Source organism: Cellulosimicrobium cellulans (genome assembly GCF_016907755.1).
GTDB lineage: Bacteria > Actinomycetota > Actinomycetes > Actinomycetales > Cellulomonadaceae > Cellulosimicrobium > Cellulosimicrobium cellulans_D.
Genome location: NZ_JAFBCN010000001.1, coordinates 2,051,419 through 2,074,180, shown reverse-complemented (window position 1 = coordinate 2,074,180; position 22,762 = coordinate 2,051,419). Strand labels below are relative to the sequence as shown.

Sequence of the window (22,762 nt, the reverse complement as noted above, 5' to 3'; positions counted from 1 at the left end):
ATGACCGACCGCACTGCTGCCTACCGGGGTGCGGCGGACGCCGCCGACGACCCGGCGTTCGACCCCGGGACCGACCGCGGCGCGTTCCTCGAGCGCGTGGCCGCGTGGATCGACGACGACGTCGACACGGGCGACCAGGACGAGCTCCGGCACCTGCTCGACCTGGCCGACTCGCCCGACCCGCGCCAGCACGACGTCCGCGCCGCCGCCCTCGCCGAGCTACAGGACCGGTTCTCCGGGCCGCTCGAGTTCGGGACCGCCGGGCTCCGCGGGCGCATGGCCGCCGGTCCGCACCGCATGAACCGCGCGGTCGTGATCCGCGCGGCGGCGGGGCTCGGGGCGTACCTGCGGGGCGCGCTCGGCCCCGCGGGCGCCGGCGGCGCGGCCCGGCCGCGCGTCGTCGTCGGGTTCGACGCGCGGCACCGCTCGCGCACGTTCGCGGTCGACAGCGCGGCCGTGCTCACGGCGGCCGGGCTGGACGTCCTGGTCCTGCCCTCGGCGCTGCCCACGCCGGTCCTCGCGTTCGCGGTGCGCCACCTCGGCGCGGACGCGGGAGTCATGGTGACCGCGAGCCACAACCCGCCGGCGGACAACGGGTACAAGGTCTACCTCGGCGGGCGCGTCGTCACGGACTCCGGCCAGGGCGCCCAGATCGTCCCGCCGTACGACGCCCGGATCGCCGCCGCGATCGCGGCCGTCGGACCGGCGCGGTCGGTCCCGCGTGCGAGCGGGGGCTGGACCGTCCTGGACCGGGAGGTCGTCGGCGCGTACGTCCGCTCGGTCCTCGCGCTGTCCGACGGCGCCCCCCGCCGGCTCAAGGTCGTCACCACGGCGCTGCACGGCGTGGGCGGCGAGACGGTGGCGCACGTCCTGCGCGACGCGGGCTTCACGACCGTCGTGCCGGTCGAGGAGCAGCTCGACCCGAACCCCGACTTCCCGTCCGTCGCGTTCCCCAACCCCGAGGAGCCGGGCGCGATGGACCTCGCGCTCGCCGTCGCGCAGGACGCGAGCGCCGACGTCGTGCTCGCCAACGACCCCGACGCCGACCGCTGCGCGGTCGCGGTGTTCGACCCGCGCGTCGGGACGTACCAGGGCGCGGAGACCGCCCGCTCCAACGGGTGGCGCATGCTGCACGGCGACGAGGTCGGCGCGCTGCTCGGCGACGACGTCGCGCGGCGCGTCGCGGCGTCCGGTGCGGCCGGAGGCGTGCTCGCGTGCTCGGTCGTGTCCTCCCGCCTGCTGGGGAAGATCGCCGCCGCGCACGGCCTCGGCTTCGCGACGACGCTCACGGGCTTCAAGTGGATCTCGCGCGTCGACGGGCTCGTCTTCGGGTACGAGGAGGCGCTCGGCTACTGCGTCGACCCCGCGCACGTGCGCGACAAGGACGGGATCAGCGCCGCGCTGCTCGTCGCGCAGCTCGCGAACCGGCTCAAGGCCGAGGGCCGGTCGCTCGTCGACGCGCTCGACGACCTGGCACGCCAGCACGGCCTCCACGTGAGCGACCAGCTCTCCGCGCGGTTCACCGACCTCGACCGCATCGGCGAGACGATGACGCACCTGCGCGCCGCTCCCCCGCGCACGCTCGCCGGCGCCGGCGTCTCGGACGTCGCCGACCTGTCGGCCGGTCTCGACGGCCTGCCGCCCACCGACGGCGTGCGCATCCTCACCGCCGACGGCACGCGGGTCATCGTCCGGCCGAGCGGCACCGAGCCCAAGGTGAAGTGCTACCTCGAGGTCGTGCTGCCCGTCGACCCCGACGCCTCGCACGCCGACCTCACGGCGGCCCGAGCCGCCGCGCGCGACCGCCTCGACCGCGTCACGGCCGACATGCAGCGCGCCCTCGGTCTGTGACCCCCGGTACGGCTCGCACCGGGTACCCACCGGACCCGACGCGAGCCGTACCGACGGGTAACCTGGGGCGATGAGCACAACGACACCGACGTCGGTCGCCGAGACCGGCCGGGCGGGTGCCGGAACGGCCCCGGCGACCCCGGGATCGGCCGACCGGTCCGCCGCGGAGATCGCCGATCTCGCGCGCTCCGTGACGGGTTCCGCCCTCCTCGACGACACCGCCTGGCGCCGCTACCTGCACGGGCTGCCGGGGGTGGACAAGGTGGGCGCCGACGGCCGCGCGGCCGCCCTGGGCACCCGCTCGATCAAGACCACGTCCAAGGCCTGGGCGCTCGACACGATCATCCGCATGGTCGACCTCACGACGCTCGAGGGCGCGGACACGCCCGGCAAGGTGCGCGCGCTCGCCGCGAAGGCCGTGCGCCCCGAGCCGGCGGACCCGACGTGCCCGTCCGCCGCGGCCGTGTGCGTGTACAACGACCTCGTGCCCGTCGCCGTCGAGGCGCTCGCCGGGACGGGCGTCAAGGTCGCCGCCGTCTCGACCGCGTTCCCGTCGGGGCGCGCGAGCCGCGCGGTGCGCCTCGCGGACACGCGTGACGCCGTCGAGGCCGGCGCGGACGAGATCGACATGGTCATCGACCGCGGCGCGTTCCTGTCCGGCCGGTACTCCCAGGTCTACGAGGACATCGTCGCCGTGCGCGAGGAGTGCCGCGCGAACGGGCACCACGCGCACCTCAAGGTCATCCTCGAGACCGGCGAGCTCGCCACGTACGACAACGTGCGCCGCGCGTCGTGGCTCGCGATGCTCGCGGGCGCCGACTTCATCAAGACGAGCACCGGCAAGATCTCCCCCGCCGCGACGCTCCCGGTGACGATCGTCATGCTCGAGGCCGTGCGCGACTTCCGGGCGCTCACGGGCGTCCCGATCGGGGTCAAGCCCGCCGGCGGCATCCGCACGTCGAAGGACGCGATCAAGTACCTCGTCGCGGTCAACGAGACCGCGGGCGGCGACTGGCTCGACCCGGACTGGTTCCGGTTCGGGGCGTCGTCGCTGCTCAACGACGTGCTGATGCAGCGCAACAAGCTCGCCACGGGTGCCTACTGGGGCCCCGACTACGTGACCGTCGACTGAGCCGGACTGAAGGACACCATGACCACCACAGCCAGCACGGCCGGCTCGCCGTTCGAGTACGCGCCGGCCCCCGAGTCGCGCGCCGTCGTCGACATCGCGTCGTCGTACGGCCTGTTCATCGACGGCGAGTTCACGCCCGCGTCGGACTCGGGCTCGTTCAAGACCGTCAACCCCGCCACCGAGGAGGTCCTCGCTGAGGTCGCGGAGGCGACCGAGGAGGACGTCGACCGCGCCGTCCGCGCGGCGCGCCGCGCGCAGGAGAAGGTGTGGGGCCCCATGCCGGGCCGCGAGCGCGCCAAGTACCTGTTCCGCATCGCGCGCCTGCTCGCCGAGCGCTCGCGCGAGTTCGCGGTCCTCGAGACGCTCGACAACGGCAAGCCGATCCGCGAGTCGCGCGACGTCGACGTCCCGACGGCGGCCGCGCACTTCTTCTACTACGCGGGCTGGGCCGACAAGCTCGAGCACGCGGGCTACGGCCCCGACCCGCGCCCGCACGGCGTCGCCGCACAGGTCATCCCGTGGAACTTCCCGCTGCTCATGCTCGCGTGGAAGATCGCCCCCGCGCTCGCGACGGGCAACACGGTCGTCCTCAAGCCCGCCGAGACGACGCCGCTCACGGCGCTCCTCTTCGCGGACCTGCTGCGCCAGGCCGAGCTGCCGCCCGGCGTCGTGAACATCGTCACCGGCGCGCGCGCCACGGGCTCCGCGCTGGTCAACCACCCGGACGTCGACAAGATCGCGTTCACCGGCTCGACCCCGGTCGGCAAGCGCATCGCCCAGGAGATCGCGGGCACGCGCAAGCACGCGACGCTCGAGCTCGGCGGCAAGGCCGCGAACATCGTGTTCGACGACGCCCCGATCGACCAGGCGATCGAGGGCATCGTCAACGGCATCTTCTTCAACCAGGGCCAGGTGTGCTGCGCCGGGTCGCGCCTGCTCGTCCAGGAGTCGATCGCCGAGGAACTCGTGGACCGGCTCAAGGCCCGCCTCGGCACGCTGCGTGTCGGCGACCCGATGGACAAGAACACCGACGTCGGCGCGATCAACTCGCCGCAGCAGCTCGCGCGCATCACCGAGCTCACCGACGCGGGCACGGCCGAGGGCGCGACGCGCTGGAGCCCGGACTGCGAGCTGCCGTCGTCGGGCTACTGGTTCGCCCCGACGCTCTTCACCGGCGTCTCCGCCGCGCACCGCATCGCGCGCGAGGAGATCTTCGGCCCCGTGCTCAGCGTCCTGACGTTCCGCACGCCGTCCGAGGCCGTGGCCAAGGCGAACAACACCCCGTACGGCCTGTCGGCGGGGATCTGGACCGAGAAGGGGTCGCGCATCCTCTGGATGGCCGACCAGCTCCGCGCGGGCGTCGTGTGGTCCAACACCTTCAACCGGTTCGACCCGACCAGCCCGTTCGGCGGCTACAAGGAGTCGGGCTACGGACGCGAGGGCGGCCGGCACGGCCTGGCGCCCTACCTGATCGAGGGGAGCACCTACTGATGGCCCGCACGACGAAGGCGCCCACCGCGACCCGCACGGCGCCCGAGCGCCTCGGGGTGCGCAAGACGTACAAGCTCTACGTCGGCGGGAAGTTCCCCCGCAGCGAGTCGGGCCGCACGTACGAGGTGACGGACGCCAAGGGACGGTTCCTCGCGAACGTCGCCCAGGCCTCGCGCAAGGACGCGCGCGAGGCGGTCGTCGCCGCGCGCGCCGCGCAGGCGACGTGGGCCGGCGCGACGGCGTACAACCGCGGGCAGGTGCTCTACCGCGTCGCGGAGATGCTCGAGGGCCGCCGCGAGCAGTTCGTCGCCGAGGTCCAGTCGGGCGAGGGCCTGACGGCCCGGCAGGCCGAGCTCGCCGTCTCCGAGGCGATCGACCGCTGGGTCTGGTACGCGGGCTGGACGGACAAGATCGCGCAGATCTCCGGCTCCGCCAACCCGGTCGCCGGTCCCTACTTCAACCTGTCGTCCCCCGAGCCGACGGGTGTCGTCGTGGTCCTCGCGCCGCAGCGCTCGTCGCTGCTCGGCCTCGTCTCGACGATCGCCCCGCCGCTCGTCACGGGCAACGCCGTGATCGTCGTCGCGAGCGAGCGGCGCCCGATCCCGGCCGTCACGCTGTCCGAGGTGCTCGCGACGTCGGACGTCCCGGGCGGCGTCGTGAACGTCCTCACCGGCTTCACGAAGGAGCTCGCTCCCCCGCTCGCGTCGCACCTCGACGTCAACGCGATCGACCTCGCCGGCGCCGTCGGCGCCGAGGGCGTCGCGTGGGGCGAGCTCGAGGCCGCCGCGGCCGACTCCGTCAAGCGCGTCCTGCGCCCCGCCGTCGGGCGCCGCGGAGACGACGCCGAGCCGGACTGGACCGAGGCCCCGCGCCCCCAGCGCATCCTCGCGTTCACCGAGACCAAGACGGTCTGGCACCCCAAGGGCGCCTGACCCCCGACACGACCGTGGTGCCGTGATCGACGATCACGGCACCACGGTCGTGTCAGCAACCCGCGGGAGGGTCTGCAGGTTCCGTCAGAGCTGCGCGCCCTGGACCTCCTGGTAGCCCGGGAGGATCACGTCGTCGACGAGCGCGCGGCGCTCGTCGTGGTGGACGAACGCGCTCCACGCGGCGGTCATCGTCACGTCGGCGAGGTCGTCGATCGTCCACCCGGCGTGCTCGACGAGCAGCGCCATCTCCTGCGTCATCGTCGTGCGCGACATGAGGCGGTTGTCGGTGTTGAGCGTGACGGCGAAGTCGAGCTCCTTGAGCCGCGTGATCGGGTGCGCCGCGACCGACGTCGCGGCCCCGGTCTGCACGTTCGACGACGGGCACAGCTCGAGCGGGATCTGGTGGTCGCGCACCCAGTGCGCGAGGAGGCCGAGCGCGGCCGTCCCGGACTCGCCTTCGGCGCTGTGCGGGAACCGGTGAGGGTGCTCAGCGTCGAACGTGATGTCCTCGACGATGCGCACGCCGTGGCCGATGCGGCTCGCCTGCCCCAGGTGCACGGCCTCGGCGATCGACGCCGGACCGGCGGCCTCGCCCGCGTGGATCGTCACGGGGAAGTTCTCGTCGGCGAGGTAGCGCCAGATCTCCGCGTGGCGCGAGGGCGGGAACCCGTCCTCGGCACCCGCGATGTCGAACCCGACGACGCCGTTCGCGCGGTTCGCGACGGCGAGCTCGGCGATCTCCTGCCAGCGGTCGGCGTGGCGCATGGCGGTGACGAGCTGCCCCACGCGGATGGTCCGCCCCTCGGCGGCAGCCTCGGCGACGCCCTGCTCGATGCCGGACTGCACGGCGTCGACGGTCTCCTGGAGCGTCAGCCCGCGCTGGAGGTGCTGCTCGGGCGCCCACCGCTGCTCGGCGTACACGACGCCGTCCCGTGCGAGGTCGAGCACCGCCTCGCGCGCCACGCGCGCGAGCGCGTCACGCGTCTGCATCACGGCGATCGTGTGGTCGAACGTCTCGAGGTAGCGCACGAGCGAGCCGGAGTCGGCCGACTCGGCGAACCAGGCGCCGAGTGACTCGGCGTCGCCCGCCGGGAGCTGGTGCCCAACGTCGGCGGCGAGCTCGAGGATCGTGGCGGGGCGCAGTCCCCCGTCGAGGTGGTCGTGCAGCACGACCTTGGGCAGCGAGCGGATGACGTCGACCGTCAGGGGGGCGTTCTCGGTGGTCATGCGCTCACGGTACCGGCCGGTACGCCTGCGCTCGCGCCGAACGGCCGGGCTCCCCGGGCCGGTCAGGCGTAGTCGTCCTCCTCGCCCGGCACGGCCGACGCCTGCTCGACGACGTCGGCCTCGTTCGCCTCGCCCTCGAGGTCGGGGCGCGCGGTGCGCGGACGGTACTCGTCGCTCTCGTGCTCGGCGTCGTCGACGCCGGGGCCGTCGTCCTCCGACTCCTCGACCAGGCTCACGACCTCGTCGTCCTGCTCGACCAGGCCGGCGTCCCGCCACGCGTCGTTCCCGGGCACGGTGCTCATCGCGACTCCTCACCTGACGACTCGGCGCACCACGGCCGTGGCGGCTCTCTTCATCCTCTCGCCGGGTGCGGGGCCTCGCCAGCCCGGCCGACGACGGGCAGGAGCGCCCAGCAGACGTGCGGCCAGCCCCCGAGCGCGCTCCGCACCGCGGGCCGCCGGGCGCCGTCGAGCAGCGACGCCGCGTCCAGGTCGTGCACCGTGCCCGACGACGGCTCGTAGACCCGGCAGCGCCGCGCCCGAGCGCCGGACACGGTGCCGTCGTCGGCGTCGACGTCGGTGAGCAGCACGACGTGGCGCGGCACGGCGGTCGCGACGCCGAGGGCGAGGTCGCCGCCGGTGAAGAGCGGCACGGGCGCACCGCGCTCGGCCGCGGCGAGGGCTGCCCGGACCACGGGGTCGTCCCGCTCTCCGGCGACGACGCGCTCGACGTACCGCACGTCCGCGTGCCGCGCTGCCCGCGCGGCGCCCCACGGCGGGGTCCCGAGGGACGCGGGCCACGGCAACGGGCCGAGGGCGGCGTGGTTGGTGCGGCGCTTCACCACCCGCTGCAGCTCCGCGAACCGCGCGGCACCGCCCGGCCAGGAGCGGCCGCCCGGCCCGGGGTCGTCGCCCGGCCGCAGGCCCGTGGCGAGCCACAGCGCGAGCACCGGGTCGCCGGCCGCGGCGAGCAGCCCGAGCACGGCCGAGCCGCACGTCGTCGCGTCGGTCTGGCGCGCCGGCTCCCCGCCGAGCTCGAGCAGCCGGACCCGGCGGTCGCGTGGGCCGCTCGGCCCGGGGGCCGCGCGGCCCAACGGGTCGACGACGGCGTGCCGGGCCCTGGGATCGAGCGCACCGAGCGTGCCGGCGAGCGCGCGCACCCGGCCCTCGGGGTGGCCCGCGCGGCGGGCGAGGTCGAGCGCCCGGTCCGTCCCGCCGTCGGGCCGGTAGACGCCGCCGGGAGGCGGCTGCGGCACCGCGCGCGCGGGCACGAGCCGCACGAGGTCGGTGACGCGGAGCGCACCGAGCCCGCCGCGGAGGTTCATGCCGCCCCCAGCGCCCGGCCGAGCGCCCAGACGGCGCCCACGACGGCCAGCACGACGACGAGGCTCGCGACGCGCACCAGGAAGGACCACGAGTACAGCCGCCCGTCGCCGGGCAGCCCGCCGGTCGGGGGCCGCAGGACGGCGGGGACGAGCGCCAGCACCCCGACGGCGACCGCCGCGCAGACCGTGACCGTCGACCCCGAGCGGAGCCCCGCGCCGGCCAGCAGGAGCGCGCCCACGACGACGCCGAGCACCGTCCGCTGCCACGCGAGCGCCGTGCGCTCCGGCTGCATGCCCTCGTCCCGGACCGGCGGCGAGGGCACCTCTCCCGGCGGCGTGCTCACGGCCCGCTCGCCGAACCCACGGCGTAGCCCGCGAGCAGCAGCGCGAGGACCACCACCCCCGCCACGAGCACGGGCAGCCCGCTCGGGGCGGGCAGCCGCCGGCGCAGCCGCAGCGCACGCTCGTTGCGGCGCCAGGAGACGAGCGCGTAGCCCGCGAACCCGGCGCCCACGAGGCACGCGACGCCGGCGACGACGTCGAGGACGCCCGGCATGTCGGCGAACGTCGCGAAGGACGTCAGCGCGACGCCGCCCGCGACGAGGCCGAGCCCGGTCCGCACCCACGCGAGCGCGGTGCGCTCGTTGGCGAGGCTGAACCGCGCGTCGGGCTCGGTCCCGACCCCGTACACGGAGCGCGGCCGCCGCGTGTCCGCCGGCTCGCCGGCGACCGGCTCGTCGGGTGCCACGCTCAGTCGACGCGGTCCAGGACGACGGGCCGGCGCTCGACGACGGTGCCCGGGTCCGCGATCGCCCACGCCCCCTCGAGCGCCTGGACGGCCCGCTCGAAGCGCTCGGGCGTGTCGGTGTGCAGCGTCATGAGGTGCTGACCCTTGCGCACCGGGTCCCCCGGCTTGGCGAACAGCTCGACGCCCGCGCCCGCCTGCACCGGGTCCTCCTTGCGCGCGCGTCCCGCCCCGAGCCGCCACGCGGCGACCCCGACGGCGTACGCGTCGAGCCGCTCGAGGACGCCGTCGCGGTCGGCGACGACGTGCTCCCGCTCGCGCGCGACCGGCAGCGGGGCACGCGAGTCGCCGCCCTGCTCGGCGATCATCTCGCGCCACTTGTCCAGCGCGCGCCCGCCCACGAGCGCGTGCCGCACGTCGTCCTCGTCCTGCGGGTGACCCGCCCCGGCGAGCATCTCGAGCGCGAGCGCGACCGTGAGGTCGACGACGTCCTGCGGCCCGGCACCCTTCATCACCTCGACGGACTCGCGCACCTCGAGCGCGTTGCCCGCGGTGAGCCCGAGCGGCGTCGACATGTCGGTGAGCAGCGCGACGGTGCGCACGCCGGCGTCGGTCCCGAGGTCGACCATCGTCCGCGCGAGCTCGCGCGCCGAGCCCAGCTCCTTCATGAAGGCCCCGGAACCCACCTTGACGTCGAGGACGAGCGCCCCCGTGCCCTCCGCGATCTTCTTGCTCATGATCGAGCTCGCGATGAGCGGGATCGACTCGACCGTCCCGGTCACGTCGCGCAGCGCGTAGAGCAGCCGGTCCGCCGGCGCGAGCCCCGAGCCCGCCTGGCAGATCACGGCGCCCACGTGCTCGAGCGCGTTCATCATCTGCTCGTTGGACAGCGCGGCGCGCCACCCCGGGATGGCCTCGAGCTTGTCGAGCGTGCCGCCCGTGTGCCCCAGGCCGCGCCCCGAGAGCTGCGGCACCGCGACGCCGTACACCGCGACGAGCGGGGCCAGCGGCAGCGTGATCTTGTCCCCCACGCCCCCCGTCGAGTGCTTGTCCGCCGTCGGGCGCGAGAGCCCCGAGAAGTCCATCCGCTCGCCCGAGGCGATCATCGCCTGCGTCCAGCGGCCGATCTCGGTGCGGTCCATGCCGTTGAGGTAGATCGCCATCGCGAGGGCGGCCATCTGCTCCTCGGCGACGACGCCACGCGTGTAGGCGTCGATCACCCAGTCGATCTGCGCCGGGTCGAGCCGCGCGCCGTCACGCTTCGTCCGGATGACGTCGACCGCGTCGAACGGCTCGGGCGCCGGTCCCTCGGCCGTAGCCTCCTGGTCCTCGGTCCCGCCACCCTGCGGGGTCACGTCGTCGCTGGTCACGAGCGTTCCTCCAGATCCTCGGGCCCGAAGGCGTCGGGCAGCACGTCCTTCATCGTCTTGATACCACGCACGGTGTCGACCAGCAGGTCGGGGCCCCCGTGCTCCCACAGGAGCTGCCGGCAGCGACCGCACGGCATGAGGGTCGCCCCGTGCCGGTCCACGCACGCGAACGCCACGAGGCGGCCCCCGCCCGTCCCGACGAGCGAGCTCACGAGCGAGCACTCGGCGCACAGCGTCACGCCGTACGCGGCGTTCTCGACGTTGCACCCGACGACGACGCGGCCGTCGTCCACGAGCGCCGCCGCCCCCACCGGGAAGCCCGAGTAGGGGGCGTACGCGCGGGTCATGATCTCGCGCGCGGCGTCGCGCAGCGCGTCCCAGTCGACGTCCGTCATCGGCACCGCGGCCTCACTTCACGTAGGGGATGCCCTCGGCGGCCGGCGGGCGCACGCGCCCGACGAGACCCGCGACGGCGAAGATCGTCACGACGTACGGCGTCATGAGCATGATCTGGCTCGGGATCGGCGTGCCCACGATGCCGAGCACCGTCTGGAGGTTGTCCGAGAACCCGAACAGGAGCGCCGCGACGAGCGCGCCCACCGGGTTCCAGCGCCCGAGGATCATGGCCGCGAGGGCGATGAAGCCCTTGCCGCCCGTCATCTCCTTGCCGAACGCGAGCCCCGACGCGACCGTGAAGAAGGCGCCGCCGAGGCCTGCGACCGCGCCGCCGAGGATCGTGTTGCGCACGCGTGTCGCGTTGACCTTGATGCCGACGGTGTCGGCCGCCTTGGGGTGCTCGCCGACCGCGCGCAGGCGCAGGCCCCAACGGCTCCGGAAGAGGAAGACCTGGAGCAGGATCACGACGACGTACATGATGTAGACGAGCAGGGTCTGGCGGAACAGCACGGGCCCGACGACAGGGATCTGCGACAGGACCGGGATCTCGATGACCGGCAGCGGGTTGCGCGAGTTCCAGGTCGCGGAGTCCTCGGTGAGGATCGTCGAGTACAGGTAGCTCGTCACACCGACCACGAGCACGTTGAGCACGACGCCGACGATGATCTGGTTCACCCAGTACTTCACCGAGAAGAGGACGAGCAGCACGCCCACGAGGGCGCCCGCGATCGGGGCCGCGATGAGACCCGCGTACGCCGACGACGTGAGCGAGGCGACGACCGCGGCGAGGAACGCCCCCGCGAGGAGCTGGCCCTCGATCGCGATGTTGATGATGCCGACCCGCTCGCAGAGCACGCCGGAGAGCGCGCCGAACACCAGCGGGACCGCGAGGAAGAGCGAGCCCTGCAGCAGACCCGTGAGCGGGATCGCGGACTTGCCCGCCCCCGCCCAGCACAGGAACGCGAAGACGACGGCGACGCCGAAGACGATGGGCAGCCAGATGCCGACCTTGCGGCGGTCGCGCGCGGCCCAGAAGGACAGGCCCGCGAGGAGGAGAGCGAGGATCGACAGGAACAGCGCGGCTCCGGTCGAGCTGACGGAGATCGGCTCGATCTGGAAGAAGTCGCTCGCGGTGGAGAGGCGGAACGTCGTCTGCGTCCCACCGGCCGGCAGGAGCGCGAAGAAGACGAGCGAGAGCAGCCCGATGACCGCGTAGGCGATCGGGGCCTTCCAGCTGATCGGGGGCAGCGGCTTGGCGGCGCGCCCCGATGCGGTCGCGGGGGCCGGGGTGGTGGTCGCGGTGCTCATGCTCCGGCCTCCTGCGTCGTCGTGGTGGTCGTGGCCGCCTTCGCGCGCTGCCTCGCGGCGTGGCGCTCGGCCCGCGTCGGCCCGCCCGGCGTGGGCAGCCGGAAGATCGCCCGTACGAGGGGCGGGGCGGCGATGAAGAGCACGATGAGGGACTGGACGACGAGCACGATGTCGATCGGCGTCCCGGTCCGCGCCTGCATCGCGAAGCCGCCGGCGCGCAGCGCGCCGAAGAGGAGACCCGCGAGGACCGTCCCCAGCGGGCGGGACCGGCCGAGGAGGGCCACCGTGATCGCGTCGAAGCCGAAGCTCGCCGCGACGCCCGCGGTGAGCACCTTCTCCGTGCCGAGCACCTGGGCGCTGCCGGCGAGGCCGGCGAGCGCACCGGCGATCGCCATGACCCAGACCGTGGTCCACGGCACCGACATGCCCGCGGTGCGCGCGGCGTTCGGGTTCTCGCCGACCGCGCGGAACCGGAAGCCGAGCGTCGAGCGCTCCATGAGCCACCAGACGCCCACCGCCACGAGGAGCGCGAGGACGAAGCCGAGGTGGAGGCGGAAGCCCTCGCCGAGCAGCAGCGGGAACGTCGCGCTGCCGGGGATCGGCGGGCTGATCGGGTTGCTGCTCCCCGGGCGCTGGAACGCCGGGGTGGTGAGCAGGTACGCGACGAGGTAGATCGCGATGTTGTTGAGCATGATCGTGACGATCACCTCGTGCGCACCGGTCCGAGCCTTGAGCACACCCGCGATGCTCGCCCAGATCGCCCCGCCGAGCGCCGCGCCGAGCACGGCGAGCAGCAGGTGCAGGCCGGGCGGCAGCGCGAACGTGAAGCCGATGAACCCGGCGAAGATGCCACCGAGGATGATCTGACCCTGCGCACCGATGTTGAAAAGGCCCGCACGGAAGCCGATGCCCAGGCCCAGGCCGGCCAGGATGAGCGGCGTCGCCACCGTCATCGTCTCGGTGAGCGGTCGCAGCGCGCGGGCGAGGTCGGGCGCCTGGAAGTTGATGACGGCGCCCTGGAACAGGGCGCTGTACGCGCCGAACACGGCGTTCCACACCGCGGCGAAGAAGTCCGAGGGGCGCGCGAAGAAGTACGTCGCCGCCTCCTGGACCGCCGGGTCGGCCGCCGCGATGAGGACGCCGCCGAGGATCAGCGCGGCCACGATCGCGAGCAGCGAGACCAGCCAGCTGCTCTCGAGCATCTCGCGCAGGATGCTCTGGCCCGCGGGCGGCTCCGTCTTCGGGGTGTCGCTGGGAGGCGCCGGCGTCGGCGGGAGCGCCCCGGCGTCGTCGGGCGTTGCCTGCTGGGTCACTGGATCTCCTCCTCGCGGGCGGCGGCCGCGTCCGTGTCGTGGTCGGCGCCCGTGCCGGACGGCGCGTCCTCCGCGACGATGTCGGCCTCGCCGAGGGTCGTGTGGTGCTCGGCGGCCTGGACGACGGCCTCCTCGAGCGGGACCCCGGCCATCATGAGGCCGAGGACGTCGCGGTCCGTGTCGCCCGGGACGACCCCGACGACGCGACCGCGGTACATGACGGCGATCCGGTCGGCGAGCGCGAGCACCTCGTCGAGCTCGGTCGACACGATGATCACGGGCGTCCCGTTGTCCCGTTCGGAGACGATGCGCTGGTGCACGAACTCGATCGAGCCCACGTCGAGACCGCGCGTGGGCTGCGACGCGATGAGCAGGCGCAGCGGGCGCGACATCTCGCGCGCCAGGACCACCTTCTGCTGGTTGCCGCCCGACAGCGTCCCCGCGGGAGCCTCGACGGACTGCGTGCGCACGTCGAACTCGACGATGCGCTGCTCCGCGTTGTCGCGGATGGTGCCGCGCGCCAGTGCCCCGCCCCGGGAGAACGGCGGCGACGTCACGAGGTCCAGGACGAGGTTCTCCTCGACGGAGAACGTCCCGATGATCCCGTCGGTGCTGCGGTCCTCGGGGACGTACCCGACCCCGGCCTCGAGCACCTGGGAGACGGTGCGGCCCACCAGCTCCCTGTCGTCGAGGCGGATCGAGCCCGCGACCGGCTTGCGCAGGCCCACGATCGTCTCCGTGAGCTCGGTCTGACCGTTGCCCTGGACCCCCGCGACCACGAGGATCTCGCCGCGCGCGACGTCGAGGCTCACCCGGTCGACCACAGCGGTGCCCGCGTCGTCCATGACGGTGAGGTCGTCCACGCGGAACGTCGCCTCTCCCGCGTCCGCCGGTGCCTTGTCGACGCCGAGCGAGACGGAGCGGCCGACCATGAGGGACGCGAGCTCGGTCTCGCTCGCGCTGGGGTCGGCCGTGCCGACGACCTTCCCGCGACGGATGACGGTGATGCGGTCCGCGACCGCGCGCACCTCGCGCAGCTTGTGGGTGATGAAGACGATCGAGGTCCCCGCCGCCTTGAGCTGACGCATGATCGCGATGAGCTCGTCCGTCTCCTGCGGGGTGAGGACGGCGGTCGGCTCGTCCAGGATGAGCACGCGCGCGTCGCGCGAGAGCGCCTTGATGATCTCGACGCGCTGCTGCACGCCGACCGGGATGTCCTCGACCATCGCGTCCGGGTTCACCTCGAACCCGAAGCGGTCGGAGATCTCCTGGACCAGCCGCCGTGCGCGCCGGGCGTCGATGAGGCCCGCGCCCTTGACGGGCTCGTGCCCGAGCGCGACGTTCTCCGCGACCGAGAACACGGGCACCAGCATGAAGTGCTGGTGCACCATGCCGATGCCGGCGGCCATCGCGTCCCCGGGGCCGGTGAACTGCACCGGGGCGTCGTCGACGAGGATCTGCCCGTCGTCCGGGTCGTACAGCCCGTACAGCACGTTCATGAGCGTGCTCTTGCCCGCGCCGTTCTCCCCGAGCAGGGCGTGGATCTCGCCGGGCTCGATGACCAGGTCGATGTGGTCGTTGGCGACCAGGGACCCGAAGACCTTCGTGATCCCGCGCAGCTCCAGCTTCACCGGTCTGCCTCTCCTCGTGCTTCGCAGTGTTCGTCGCGGTGCCCGGCCCCGCACACGCCGCGGTACTCCATCGAACCGCACTCGCGGGAGCGCGGCGCGTCGTGGCCCCGTGGACGTCGTCGCAGGCCCGACGACCCCGTCGTCGTCATGACGGTGGCCCGGGCGTGGTGCCCGGGCCACCGGTGCCGGCCGCCCGGAGGCGGCCGGCGGGTTCAGCGTCGCGTCACGGCGAGTTCGGCGACTCGACGACGAGGTCGCCCGCGATGATCTGCTCCTGGTACTGCGCGAGCTGGTCCTGCAGCTCGGCCGGGACCGCGTCCTCGAAGTCGTGGAACGGCGCGAGGCCGACGCCCTCGTTCTCGAGCGTCCCGACGTACGGCTCGTTGGTGAAGTTGCCGTCCGCCGACTCCTTCACGGTGTCGAACACGGCCGGGCCGATCTGCTTCATGACCGACGTGAGGATGAGGCTCCCGTAGTCCGTCGTGAGGAAGCCGTCCGAGTCGACCCAGATGATCTTGGCGCCGGCGCCCTCGGCCGCCGCCGCCGCGCCCAGGCCCACCGGACCGGCGACGGGCATGATGATGTCCGCACCCTGGTCGATGAAGCCCTGCGTGACGTTCTGGCCGTTGGCCTGGTTGTCGAAGTCACCGGTGAAGGTGCCCGTCTGGGCCGCCTTGTCCCAGCCGAGGACCTTGACGTCGGTGCCGTTGTCCTCGTTGTACTTCGCGACGCCGTCGACGTAGCCGTCCATGAAGATGGCGACCGACGGGATCTGGATGCCGCCGAAGGTCGCGACCGTGCCCGACTCGGTCATGCCCGCCGCGAGGTAGCCGGCGAGGAACGCCGCCTCGGCGGTGTTGAAGAGGATCGGCTTGGCGTTGTCGATCTCGACCGGGTTGAAGTCCGCGTCGGAGAACGCGGAGTCGATCAGCGCGAAGTGCGTGTCGGGGTTGGCCTCGGCAGCGGTCTGGATCGGGTCCTCGAGGAGGAAGCCGACGCCGATGATGAGGTTGCAGCCCTGCTGCACGAGGCTGTCGATGTTGGGTGCGTAGTCCGTGTCCGCCTGCGACTCGACCTCGTGGGTCGTGATGCCGAGCTCGTCCTTGGCCTGCATGAGGCCCTCGTAGCCGGACTGGTTGAAGGACTGGTCGTCGAACCCGCCGGCGTCGGACACCATGCACGCGGAGAAGTCGGAGTTGCCGCCCGCGGTGTTCTCGCCGCCGCCGGTGGTCTCGTCGTCCTCGGGCGCGGCGCCGCACGCGGCCAGCGCGAGCGCGGCGACGGCCGCGAGCGCGGTGACCTGAGTCGCTCTCTTCACCTGATAGCTCCTGTCGTTCTCGTAGCAGGGCCGCGCAGGGAAGGACCCCTGGGTCCTCCCGAGCGTCGTTGCACGGGAGGACCGGTCCGTCGGCCTCTATAGGACCGAACACTAATCAGCCGGAGGGGTCCTGCACGTTACTTGCCGGTAACGCGGCTGCTTCGTTATGCAAGCGTCACTTTGCGTCTGAGGCGTGACACACCCCTGTCCACGGTTCGGGACCGCTTCACCCACCCTGACCGGCGGCGACGCGGGCCAGGAGCCGCATCCCCGCGTCGACGGCGCGCTCGTCGACCTGGAGGTCGCCCTGATGGATGTCGTAGCTGCGCCCGCCCGGCGTCCGCGTGCCGAGCCGCGCCATCGCGCCGGGGACCTTCGTCAGGTACCAGGCGAAGTCCTCTCCCCCGAGCGACTGCTCGGTGAGGAGCACGGAGTCCGGGCCGAGGACGTCGCGCGCGGCCGCCTCGAGCAGCCCCGTGCACCGCTCGTCGTTCTCGACGGGCGGCACGCCGCGCGTGTGGTGCACGGTCACCTCCACCTCGTACGGCGCGACGACCTGCTCGACGGCGTCGTGCAGCACCTGCCCCGCGAACTCCCACGCGCGCACGTCCAGGCAGCGCAGGGTGCCCCGCACGGTCCCCGTGCTCGGGATCGCGTTGTGCGCGGACCCCGCGTGCACGGCACCCCACGTGAGGTTCACGCCCGACCGAGGGTCGAGCCTCCGGCCCAGCACCGCGGGGACCTGCGTGATGACCTGGCCCAGCGCGTACACCACGTCGCCCGTGAGGTGCGGGCGGGACGTGTGCCCGCCGGGGGACGCGATGGTCACGGAGACCTCGTCGGAGGCGGACGTGATGGGACCGATGCGCGTCCCGATGCGGCCCACGTCGACCTTCGGGTCGCAGTGCACGGCGTAGATCTCGTCGACGCCGTCCATGGCACCGGCGGCGAGCACGTCGAGCGACCCGCCCGGCTGGACCTCCTCGGCCGGCTGGAACACGAGCCGCACACCGCGGCTCAGCTCGCCCTGCGCGTGCAGGTCCGCGAGGACCAGCCCGGCGCCGAGCACCGCCGCCGTGTGCACGTCGTGCCCGCACGCGTGCGCCACGCCCGGGACCGTCGAGGCCCACGGGAGGTCGCACCTGTCCTGCAGCGGCAGCGCGTCGATGTCGGCGCGCAGGGCGACACGGCCCGGGGCGTCCGACGACGCGCCGTCGGACGACGGCGCGGCCGCGTCCCCGGGCTGCGGGCCGACGTCGCACACGAGGCCCGTCCCGGGCAGGAGCCGCGGCTCGAGCCCCGCGGCGCGCAGCCGGTCGGCGAGCAGCGCCGTCGTCCGGGTCTCGGCGCGCGAGACCTCCGGGTGGGCGTGGATGTCGCGACGGATCGCGACGACCTCGTCCACGTGGCGCGCGACGGCGGCGCCGATCCGGGCGGCGAGGGTCACGTCGGCGGTCACAGGAGCTCGTCCATCCCGAGCTCGCGCACCGTGTCGACCATCGACTTCACCTGCTGGGCGCGGGCCCGCGTCGTGACGAGCAGGGCGTCCGGGGTGTCCACGACGACGACGTCGTCGAGGCCCAGCACCGTGACGACCCGGTCGCTCGCCGGCACGACCACCGACCCGGCGCTCTCCCGGCGCACGACCCGACCCGTGTCGCCGAGGACCTTCGAGCCCGCGCCGTCGACGGAGGGCAGCAGCGCGGCGAGCGAGTTGAAGTCGCCCACGTCGTCCCAGCCGAACGTGCCGGGCACCACCGCCACGCCGCCCACCGCGGCGACCGGCTCGGCGACGGCGTGGTCGATCGCGATCCGCTCGAGCGCCGGCCAGCGCTCGGCGAGCACGCGGTCGCGGTCCGGGCCGTCCCAGACGGCGGCGATCGCGCGCAGGCCGTCGTGCAGCTCGGGACGCTGGTCGGCGAGGTGCCCCAGCAGCACGGAGGACCGCACGATGAAGATGCCGGCGTTCCACCGGTACTCGCCGGACGCGAGGTAGCGCTGCGCGGTCGCGGCGTCCGGCTTCTCCGTGAAGCCGCGCACGTGCTGCGCGCTCGGCGCCCCCGCGACGCCGAGCGGCGCGCCGCTGTGGACGTACCCGAACGCCGTCGACGGTCGTGACGCCGCGATGCCGATCGTCACGACGTAGCCCGCGCGGGCCGCCTCCACCGCCTCCCGGACCGACGACTCGAACGCGTCCCGGCCCGTGATGACCTGGTCCGCGGCGAACGAGCCGACGACGACGTCCCCGTGCCGCTGCTCGAGGACCGCGGCGGCGAGCCCGATCGCCGCCATCGAGTCGCGCGGCGACGGCTCCGCCAGCACGTTCTCGGCCGGCAGCCCCGGGAGCTGGGTGCGCGCCGCGGCGACGTGCCGGTCACCCGTGACGAGGACGACGCCCTGCGCGCCCGCGAGCGGCACCAGGCGGTCGACCGTCGCCTGCAGGAGGGAGCGACCCGACCCCGTGAGGTCGAGCAGGAACTTGGGCGATCCCGCGCGCGACAGCGGCCACAACCGCGTGCCCGCCCCTCCCGCCGGGACGACGGCGTGGAAACCGGGGATCGGCGCCGCGGGCGCGGCGGAGGAGGGCTGAGGCGAAGAGGCCATGGGGGCAGCATAGTGAGGCGCGCAGTTCTCCCGCGGGCTGTGGGATCAGTCACAAACCCCCCGCGCAGGGGCGTTCCGCCACCTCCGACGGTCCGCATCATGACGCCGATGTCACTATGGTGGAAGCCCAGAGACCGATGCCGACGACGGTCCCGCGGTCCGGACTGAGGGAGTTCCGGTCCACGGCCGGACGTGACATCTCCCCCCTGATCTCGCCACAGGAGGCCCCCAAAGTGCCCAGTGCACCAGCTGGCACGCTCTACCGCGGCCGTGAAGGCATGTGGTCGTGGGTCGCGCATCGCGTGACCGGCGTGCTCATCTTCTTCTTCCTGCTCGTCCACGTGCTCGACACGGCGCTCGTCCGGGTCTCGCCCGAGGCCTACAACGCCGTCATCGGGACGTACCAGACGCCGATCATGGGCCTGGGCGAGGCGGGACTGGTCGCGGCCATCGTCTTCCACGCCTTCAACGGCATCCGCATCATCCTCATCGACTTCTGGGCCAAGGGCCCGCGGTACCAGCGCACCATGCTGTGGATCGTCGTCGGCCTGTTCGTCGTGACGATGGCGGGCTTCCTGCCCCGTCACCTCATGAACGTCTTCGGAGGGGGGCACTGATGTCGACCACGACCACGGCCTCGGCGGTCGCGAGCCCGCGCGACCCGTACAAGCGCCGCAAGGCCACGCGCAGCAACTACGAGCTGTACAGCTGGATCTTCATGCGCGCCTCCGGCGTCGTGCTGATCGTCCTCATCTTCGGGCACCTCTTCGTCAACCTCATGGTCGGCGAGGGCGTGCACGCGATCGACTTCGGCTTCGTCGCCGGCAAGTGGGCCTCGCCGTTCTGGCAGATCTGGGACCTGCTCATGCTGTGGCTGGCCATGTTCCACGGCACCAACGGCGTGCGCACGATCATCAACGACTACGCCGAGCGTGACGGCACTCGCCTCGTCCTCAAGCTCGCGCTGTACCTCGCCTTCACGATCGTCACGGTCCTCGGCACGCTCGTGATCTTCACGTTCGACCCGTGCCCCGCGAACGCGCCGGCCGAGCTGCTCGCGTCGTTCTGCACGGCCTAGCACCCCCGCAACTCGCCCCCGTCTTCTCGCTCCACCCGGCTCTCTCCCAGGAGGCATCGACCCCGATGCAAACCCATCAGTACGACGTCGTCATCGTCGGCGCAGGCGGCGCCGGGATGCGCGCGGCGCTGGAGTCGTCCGGCAAGGTCCGCACGGCCGTCATCTCCAAGCTGTACCCCACGCGCTCCCACACGGGCGCCGCGCAGGGCGGCATGTGCGCCGCGCTCGCGAACGTGGAGGAGGACAACTGGGAGTGGCACACGTTCGACACGGTCAAGGGCGGCGACTACCTCGTCGACCAGGACGCCGCGGAGATCATGGCCAAGGAGGCCATCGACGCGGTCCTCGACCTCGAGCGCATGGGCCTGCCCTTCAACCGCACGCCCGAGGGTCGCATCGACCAGCGCCGGTTCGGCGGGCACACCCGCAACCACGGCGAGGCCGCGGTGCGCCGCTCCTGCTACGCCGCGGACCGCACCGGCCACATGATCCTCCAGACGCTCTACCAGCAGTGCGTGAAGCAGGACGTCGAGTTCTTCAACGAGTTCTACGTGCTCGACCTCATCACGGACCACGACCTGTCCACGGGCGAGATCCCCGACCGCGAGACGGTCACCGCGACCGGCGTCGTCGCGTACGACCTGGCGACCGGCGAGATCCACGTCTTCCAGGCGAAGGCGATCATCTTCGCCACCGGCGGCGCGGGCAAGATCTTCAAGACGACGTCGAACGCGCACACGCTCACGGGCGACGGCATGGCCCTCGCGTACCGCCGCGGCCTGCCGCTGGAGGACATGGAGTTCTTCCAGTTCCACCCGACGGGCCTCGCCGGTCTCGGCATCCTCCTGTCGGAGGCCGCGCGCGGCGAGGGCGGCATCCTCCGCAACGCCGACGGCGAGCGGTTCATGGAGCGCTACGCCCCCACGATCAAGGACCTCGCGCCGCGCGACATCGTCGCCCGCTCGATGGCGAACGAGGTCCGCGAGGGTCGAGGCGCCGGGCCGAACAAGGACTACGTCCTGCTCGACCTCACGCACCTCGAGCCCGCGCACATCGACGCGAAGCTCCCGGACATCACCGAGTTCGCCCGGACCTACCTGGGCATCGAGCCGTACACCGAGCCCGTGCCCGTGTACCCCACCGCGCACTACGCGATGGGCGGCATCCCGACCAACGTCGAGGCCGAGGTCCTGCGCGACAGCCACAACGTCGTCAAGGGCCTGTACGCCGCCGGCGAGGTCGCGTGCGTCAGCGTCCACGGCTCCAACCGCCTCGGCACCAACTCGCTGCTCGACATCAACGTCTTCGGCAAGCGTGCCGGCCGCACGGCCGCCGCGTACGCCGCGACGGCGTCGTACACCGAGCTCCCGGAGAACCCCGCCGCGGCGGTGATCGCGCAGCTCGAGGAGATGCGCAACCGCCCCGACGGCGAGCGCGTCGCCGACGTGCGCAAGGCCCTGCAGGAGACCATGGACGCCAACGCCCAGGTGTTCCGCACCGGCGAGTCGCTCAACCAGGCCCTCGCGGACATCCGCGACCTGCAGAAGCGGTACAAGAACGTCTCGGTCCAGGACAAGGGCCGGATGTTCAACACCGACCTGCTCGAGGCCATCGAGCTCGGCTTCCTGCTCGACATCGCCGAGGTCACCGTCGTCGCGGCCATCAACCGCAAGGAGTCGCGCGGCGGCCACTACCGCGAGGACTTCCCGAACCGCGACGACGCCAACTACATGCTGCACACGATGGCGTACCGCCGCCCCACGTCGGCCAGCGACGTCGCCGACGGTCACGTCGCCGGCTACTTCGACCACGTCGAGGCGTTCGACGGCTACAAGGTCGCCCTGGGCTCCAAGCCCGTCACCCAGACCCGGTACGAGCCCATGGAGCGGAAGTACTGATGACTGCCACACTCGAGAGCCCCGCCCCCGAGGCCAAGGCCGGCGAGATCCCCTCGTTCGAGGTCACGCTCCGCATCCGGCGCTACCTCCCCGAGTCGGAGCACGGCGAGGACGCGTACTGGGACGAGTTCACCGTCCTGGCCCACGGCACCGACCGCGTGCTCGACGCCCTCCACAAGATCAAGTGGGAGAACGACGGCTCGCTCACGTTCCGTCGTTCGTGCGCGCACGGCGTGTGCGGCTCCGACGCGATGCGCATCAACGGCCGCAACCGTCTCGCGTGCAAGACGCTGCTCAAGGACGTCAACCCCGACAAGCCCATCACGGTCGAGCCCATCAAGGGCCTGCCCGTGGTCAAGGACCTCGTCGTGGACATGGAGCCGTTCTTCGCGTCCTACCGCGAGATCATGCCGTTCCTCATCACGTCCGGGAACGAGCCCAGCAAGGAGCGCCTCCAGTCCGCCGAGCAGCGCGAGCGCTTCGACGACACCACCAAGTGCATCCTGTGCGCGGCGTGCACCTCGTCGTGCCCGGTGTTCTGGACCGACGGCCAGTACTTCGGCCCCGCCGCGATCGTCAACGCGCACCGGTTCATCTTCGACAGCCGCGACGAGGGCGCCACGCAGCGCCTCGAGATCCTCAACGACAAGGAGGGCGTGTGGCGCTGCCGCACGACCTTCAACTGCACCGAGGCCTGCCCCCGCGGCATCGAGGTCACCAAGGCGATCCAGGAGGTCAAGCGCGCGATGATCACGCGCGCCTTCTGATCCCTCGCACGTCCTGCACGCAGGGCGCCGACCGTCACGGTCGGCGCCCTGCGTCGTGCGTACGGGGTCTTCGCGGTCCACGTGATCGTGCCGTGACCGCGTCGGGCTGCCTGCATGGTCACGTCCGTCACCCGGTCGACGCGCCACGCCCGTGGGTTGCTCCCCACCCCGACGAAGCCGTCAGCGCCCCACGGACCCGGCCCCCTTCCAGCGCTGACAGCTCCCGGTAGCCCGCACCGGTCAGAACTCCACCAGCCCCCAGACCCCTGGGGCTCTGCCTCACGGCCGAGCTCGCCACCACCAGAGGCCCGCGCGTGGTGACGAGTAGCGAGAAGTGGCCCCGGGGACGAGGCCCGCAGGGGCCACTTCTCGCATCT

21 protein-coding genes are annotated in these 22,762 nt (G+C 72.9%); 8 read left to right on the top strand and 13 right to left on the bottom strand.

Going from position 1 to position 22,762, the window contains the following annotated elements; all coding sequences use genetic code 11:
- The 4 genes from JOE63_RS08875 to JOE63_RS08860 all read left to right on the top strand — a co-directional run bounded on the left by JOE63_RS08875 (nt 1) and on the right by JOE63_RS08860 (nt 5,406).
- Nucleotides 1-1,851, top strand: coding sequence for a phospho-sugar mutase (locus tag JOE63_RS08875; RefSeq protein WP_204540764.1), 1,851 nt, complete (start codon nt 1-3; stop codon nt 1,849-1,851).
- Between the two features lie 70 nt (nt 1,852-1,921).
- Nucleotides 1,922-2,983: a deoxyribose-phosphate aldolase gene (deoC, locus tag JOE63_RS08870; RefSeq protein ID WP_204540761.1), complete on the top strand. Its 1,062-nt coding sequence runs from the start codon at nt 1,922-1,924 to the stop codon at nt 2,981-2,983.
- Between the two features lie 18 nt (nt 2,984-3,001).
- Nucleotides 3,002-4,474 (top strand): aldehyde dehydrogenase family protein, encoded by a 1,473-nt coding sequence (locus JOE63_RS08865; RefSeq protein ID WP_204540758.1) that lies wholly within the window; start codon nt 3,002-3,004, stop codon nt 4,472-4,474.
- Entirely contained in the window at nt 4,474-5,406 is a 933-nt protein-coding gene (locus JOE63_RS08860; protein WP_204540755.1) for an aldehyde dehydrogenase family protein, read from the top strand. Before JOE63_RS08865 ends, JOE63_RS08860 begins: the two co-directional genes overlap by 1 nt.
- A gap of 84 nt (nt 5,407-5,490) precedes the next feature.
- On the opposite strand, the gene JOE63_RS08855 is transcribed toward JOE63_RS08860, so the two are convergent.
- From JOE63_RS08855 to JOE63_RS08795, 13 genes are all read right to left on the bottom strand, one after another.
- Nucleotides 5,491-6,633 carry an adenosine deaminase gene (locus tag JOE63_RS08855; protein WP_204540752.1) on the bottom strand — a complete coding sequence of 381 codons (1,143 nt, stop codon included), beginning with the start codon at nt 6,631-6,633 and terminating at the stop codon, nt 5,491-5,493.
- A gap of 62 nt (nt 6,634-6,695) precedes the next feature.
- A complete protein-coding gene (locus JOE63_RS08850) occupies nt 6,696-6,935 on the bottom strand; it encodes a hypothetical protein (protein ID WP_204540749.1) in 240 nt (79 codons plus the stop codon).
- 50 nt (nt 6,936-6,985) lie between these two features.
- Nucleotides 6,986-7,957, bottom strand: a complete 972-nt coding sequence (locus JOE63_RS08845; RefSeq protein ID WP_204540746.1) for a hypothetical protein — start codon at nt 7,955-7,957, stop codon at nt 6,986-6,988.
- Nucleotides 7,954-8,301, bottom strand: coding sequence for a DUF202 domain-containing protein (locus JOE63_RS08840; protein WP_204540743.1), 348 nt, complete (start codon nt 8,299-8,301; stop codon nt 7,954-7,956). Before JOE63_RS08840 ends, JOE63_RS08845 begins: the two co-directional genes overlap by 4 nt.
- Nucleotides 8,298-8,705: a YidH family protein gene (locus tag JOE63_RS08835; RefSeq protein ID WP_204540740.1), complete on the bottom strand. Its 408-nt coding sequence runs from the start codon at nt 8,703-8,705 to the stop codon at nt 8,298-8,300. Before JOE63_RS08835 ends, JOE63_RS08840 begins: the two co-directional genes overlap by 4 nt.
- Before the next feature lie 2 nt (nt 8,706-8,707).
- Entirely contained in the window at nt 8,708-10,057 is a 1,350-nt protein-coding gene (locus JOE63_RS08830; RefSeq protein WP_087472859.1) for a thymidine phosphorylase, read from the bottom strand.
- 11 nt (nt 10,058-10,068) lie between these two features.
- Nucleotides 10,069-10,467: a cytidine deaminase gene (locus JOE63_RS08825; RefSeq protein WP_087471560.1), complete on the bottom strand. Its 399-nt coding sequence runs from the start codon at nt 10,465-10,467 to the stop codon at nt 10,069-10,071.
- 13 nt (nt 10,468-10,480) lie between these two features.
- The gene (locus JOE63_RS08820) at nt 10,481-11,776 is read right to left on the bottom strand and encodes an ABC transporter permease (RefSeq protein WP_087471559.1); all 1,296 of its coding nucleotides are present in this window, start codon (nt 11,774-11,776) and stop codon (nt 10,481-10,483) included.
- The gene (locus tag JOE63_RS08815; RefSeq protein ID WP_374059012.1) at nt 11,773-13,089 is read right to left on the bottom strand and encodes an ABC transporter permease; all 1,317 of its coding nucleotides are present in this window, start codon (nt 13,087-13,089) and stop codon (nt 11,773-11,775) included. Before JOE63_RS08815 ends, JOE63_RS08820 begins: the two co-directional genes overlap by 4 nt.
- Nucleotides 13,086-14,720, bottom strand: coding sequence for an ABC transporter ATP-binding protein (locus tag JOE63_RS08810; protein WP_087471558.1), 1,635 nt, complete (start codon nt 14,718-14,720; stop codon nt 13,086-13,088). Before JOE63_RS08810 ends, JOE63_RS08815 begins: the two co-directional genes overlap by 4 nt.
- Before the next feature lie 223 nt (nt 14,721-14,943).
- Nucleotides 14,944-16,038 carry a BMP family lipoprotein gene (locus JOE63_RS08805; RefSeq protein ID WP_087471557.1) on the bottom strand — a complete coding sequence of 365 codons (1,095 nt, stop codon included), beginning with the start codon at nt 16,036-16,038 and terminating at the stop codon, nt 14,944-14,946.
- A gap of 226 nt (nt 16,039-16,264) precedes the next feature.
- A complete protein-coding gene (locus JOE63_RS08800; protein WP_087471556.1) occupies nt 16,265-17,497 on the bottom strand; it encodes an amidohydrolase in 1,233 nt (410 codons plus the stop codon).
- Complete coding sequence (locus JOE63_RS08795) at nt 17,494-18,642, bottom strand: mannose-1-phosphate guanylyltransferase (RefSeq protein ID WP_204540737.1); 1,149 nt, start codon at nt 18,640-18,642, stop codon at nt 17,494-17,496. Before JOE63_RS08795 ends, JOE63_RS08800 begins: the two co-directional genes overlap by 4 nt.
- A gap of 233 nt (nt 18,643-18,875) precedes the next feature.
- On the opposite strand from JOE63_RS08795, the gene sdhC reads away from it, so the two are divergent.
- The 4 genes from sdhC (at nt 18,876) to JOE63_RS08775 (ending at nt 22,385) form a co-directional block, all read left to right on the top strand.
- Nucleotides 18,876-19,259, top strand: coding sequence for a succinate dehydrogenase, cytochrome b556 subunit (sdhC, locus tag JOE63_RS08790; RefSeq protein ID WP_087471554.1), 384 nt, complete (start codon nt 18,876-18,878; stop codon nt 19,257-19,259).
- Nucleotides 19,259-19,720 carry a succinate dehydrogenase hydrophobic membrane anchor subunit gene (locus tag JOE63_RS08785; RefSeq protein ID WP_047233508.1) on the top strand — a complete coding sequence of 154 codons (462 nt, stop codon included), beginning with the start codon at nt 19,259-19,261 and terminating at the stop codon, nt 19,718-19,720. Before sdhC ends, JOE63_RS08785 begins: the two co-directional genes overlap by 1 nt.
- A 65-nt stretch (nt 19,721-19,785) precedes the next feature.
- On the top strand, nt 19,786-21,618 hold the full coding sequence (gene sdhA, locus JOE63_RS08780) for a succinate dehydrogenase flavoprotein subunit (RefSeq protein ID WP_204540734.1): 1,833 nt from the start codon (nt 19,786-19,788) through the stop codon (nt 21,616-21,618).
- Complete coding sequence (locus JOE63_RS08775) at nt 21,618-22,385, top strand: succinate dehydrogenase iron-sulfur subunit (RefSeq protein WP_087471552.1); 768 nt, start codon at nt 21,618-21,620, stop codon at nt 22,383-22,385. The genes sdhA and JOE63_RS08775 overlap by 1 nt, the downstream gene beginning before the upstream one ends.
- Nucleotides 22,386-22,762: the final 377 nt, after the last annotated feature.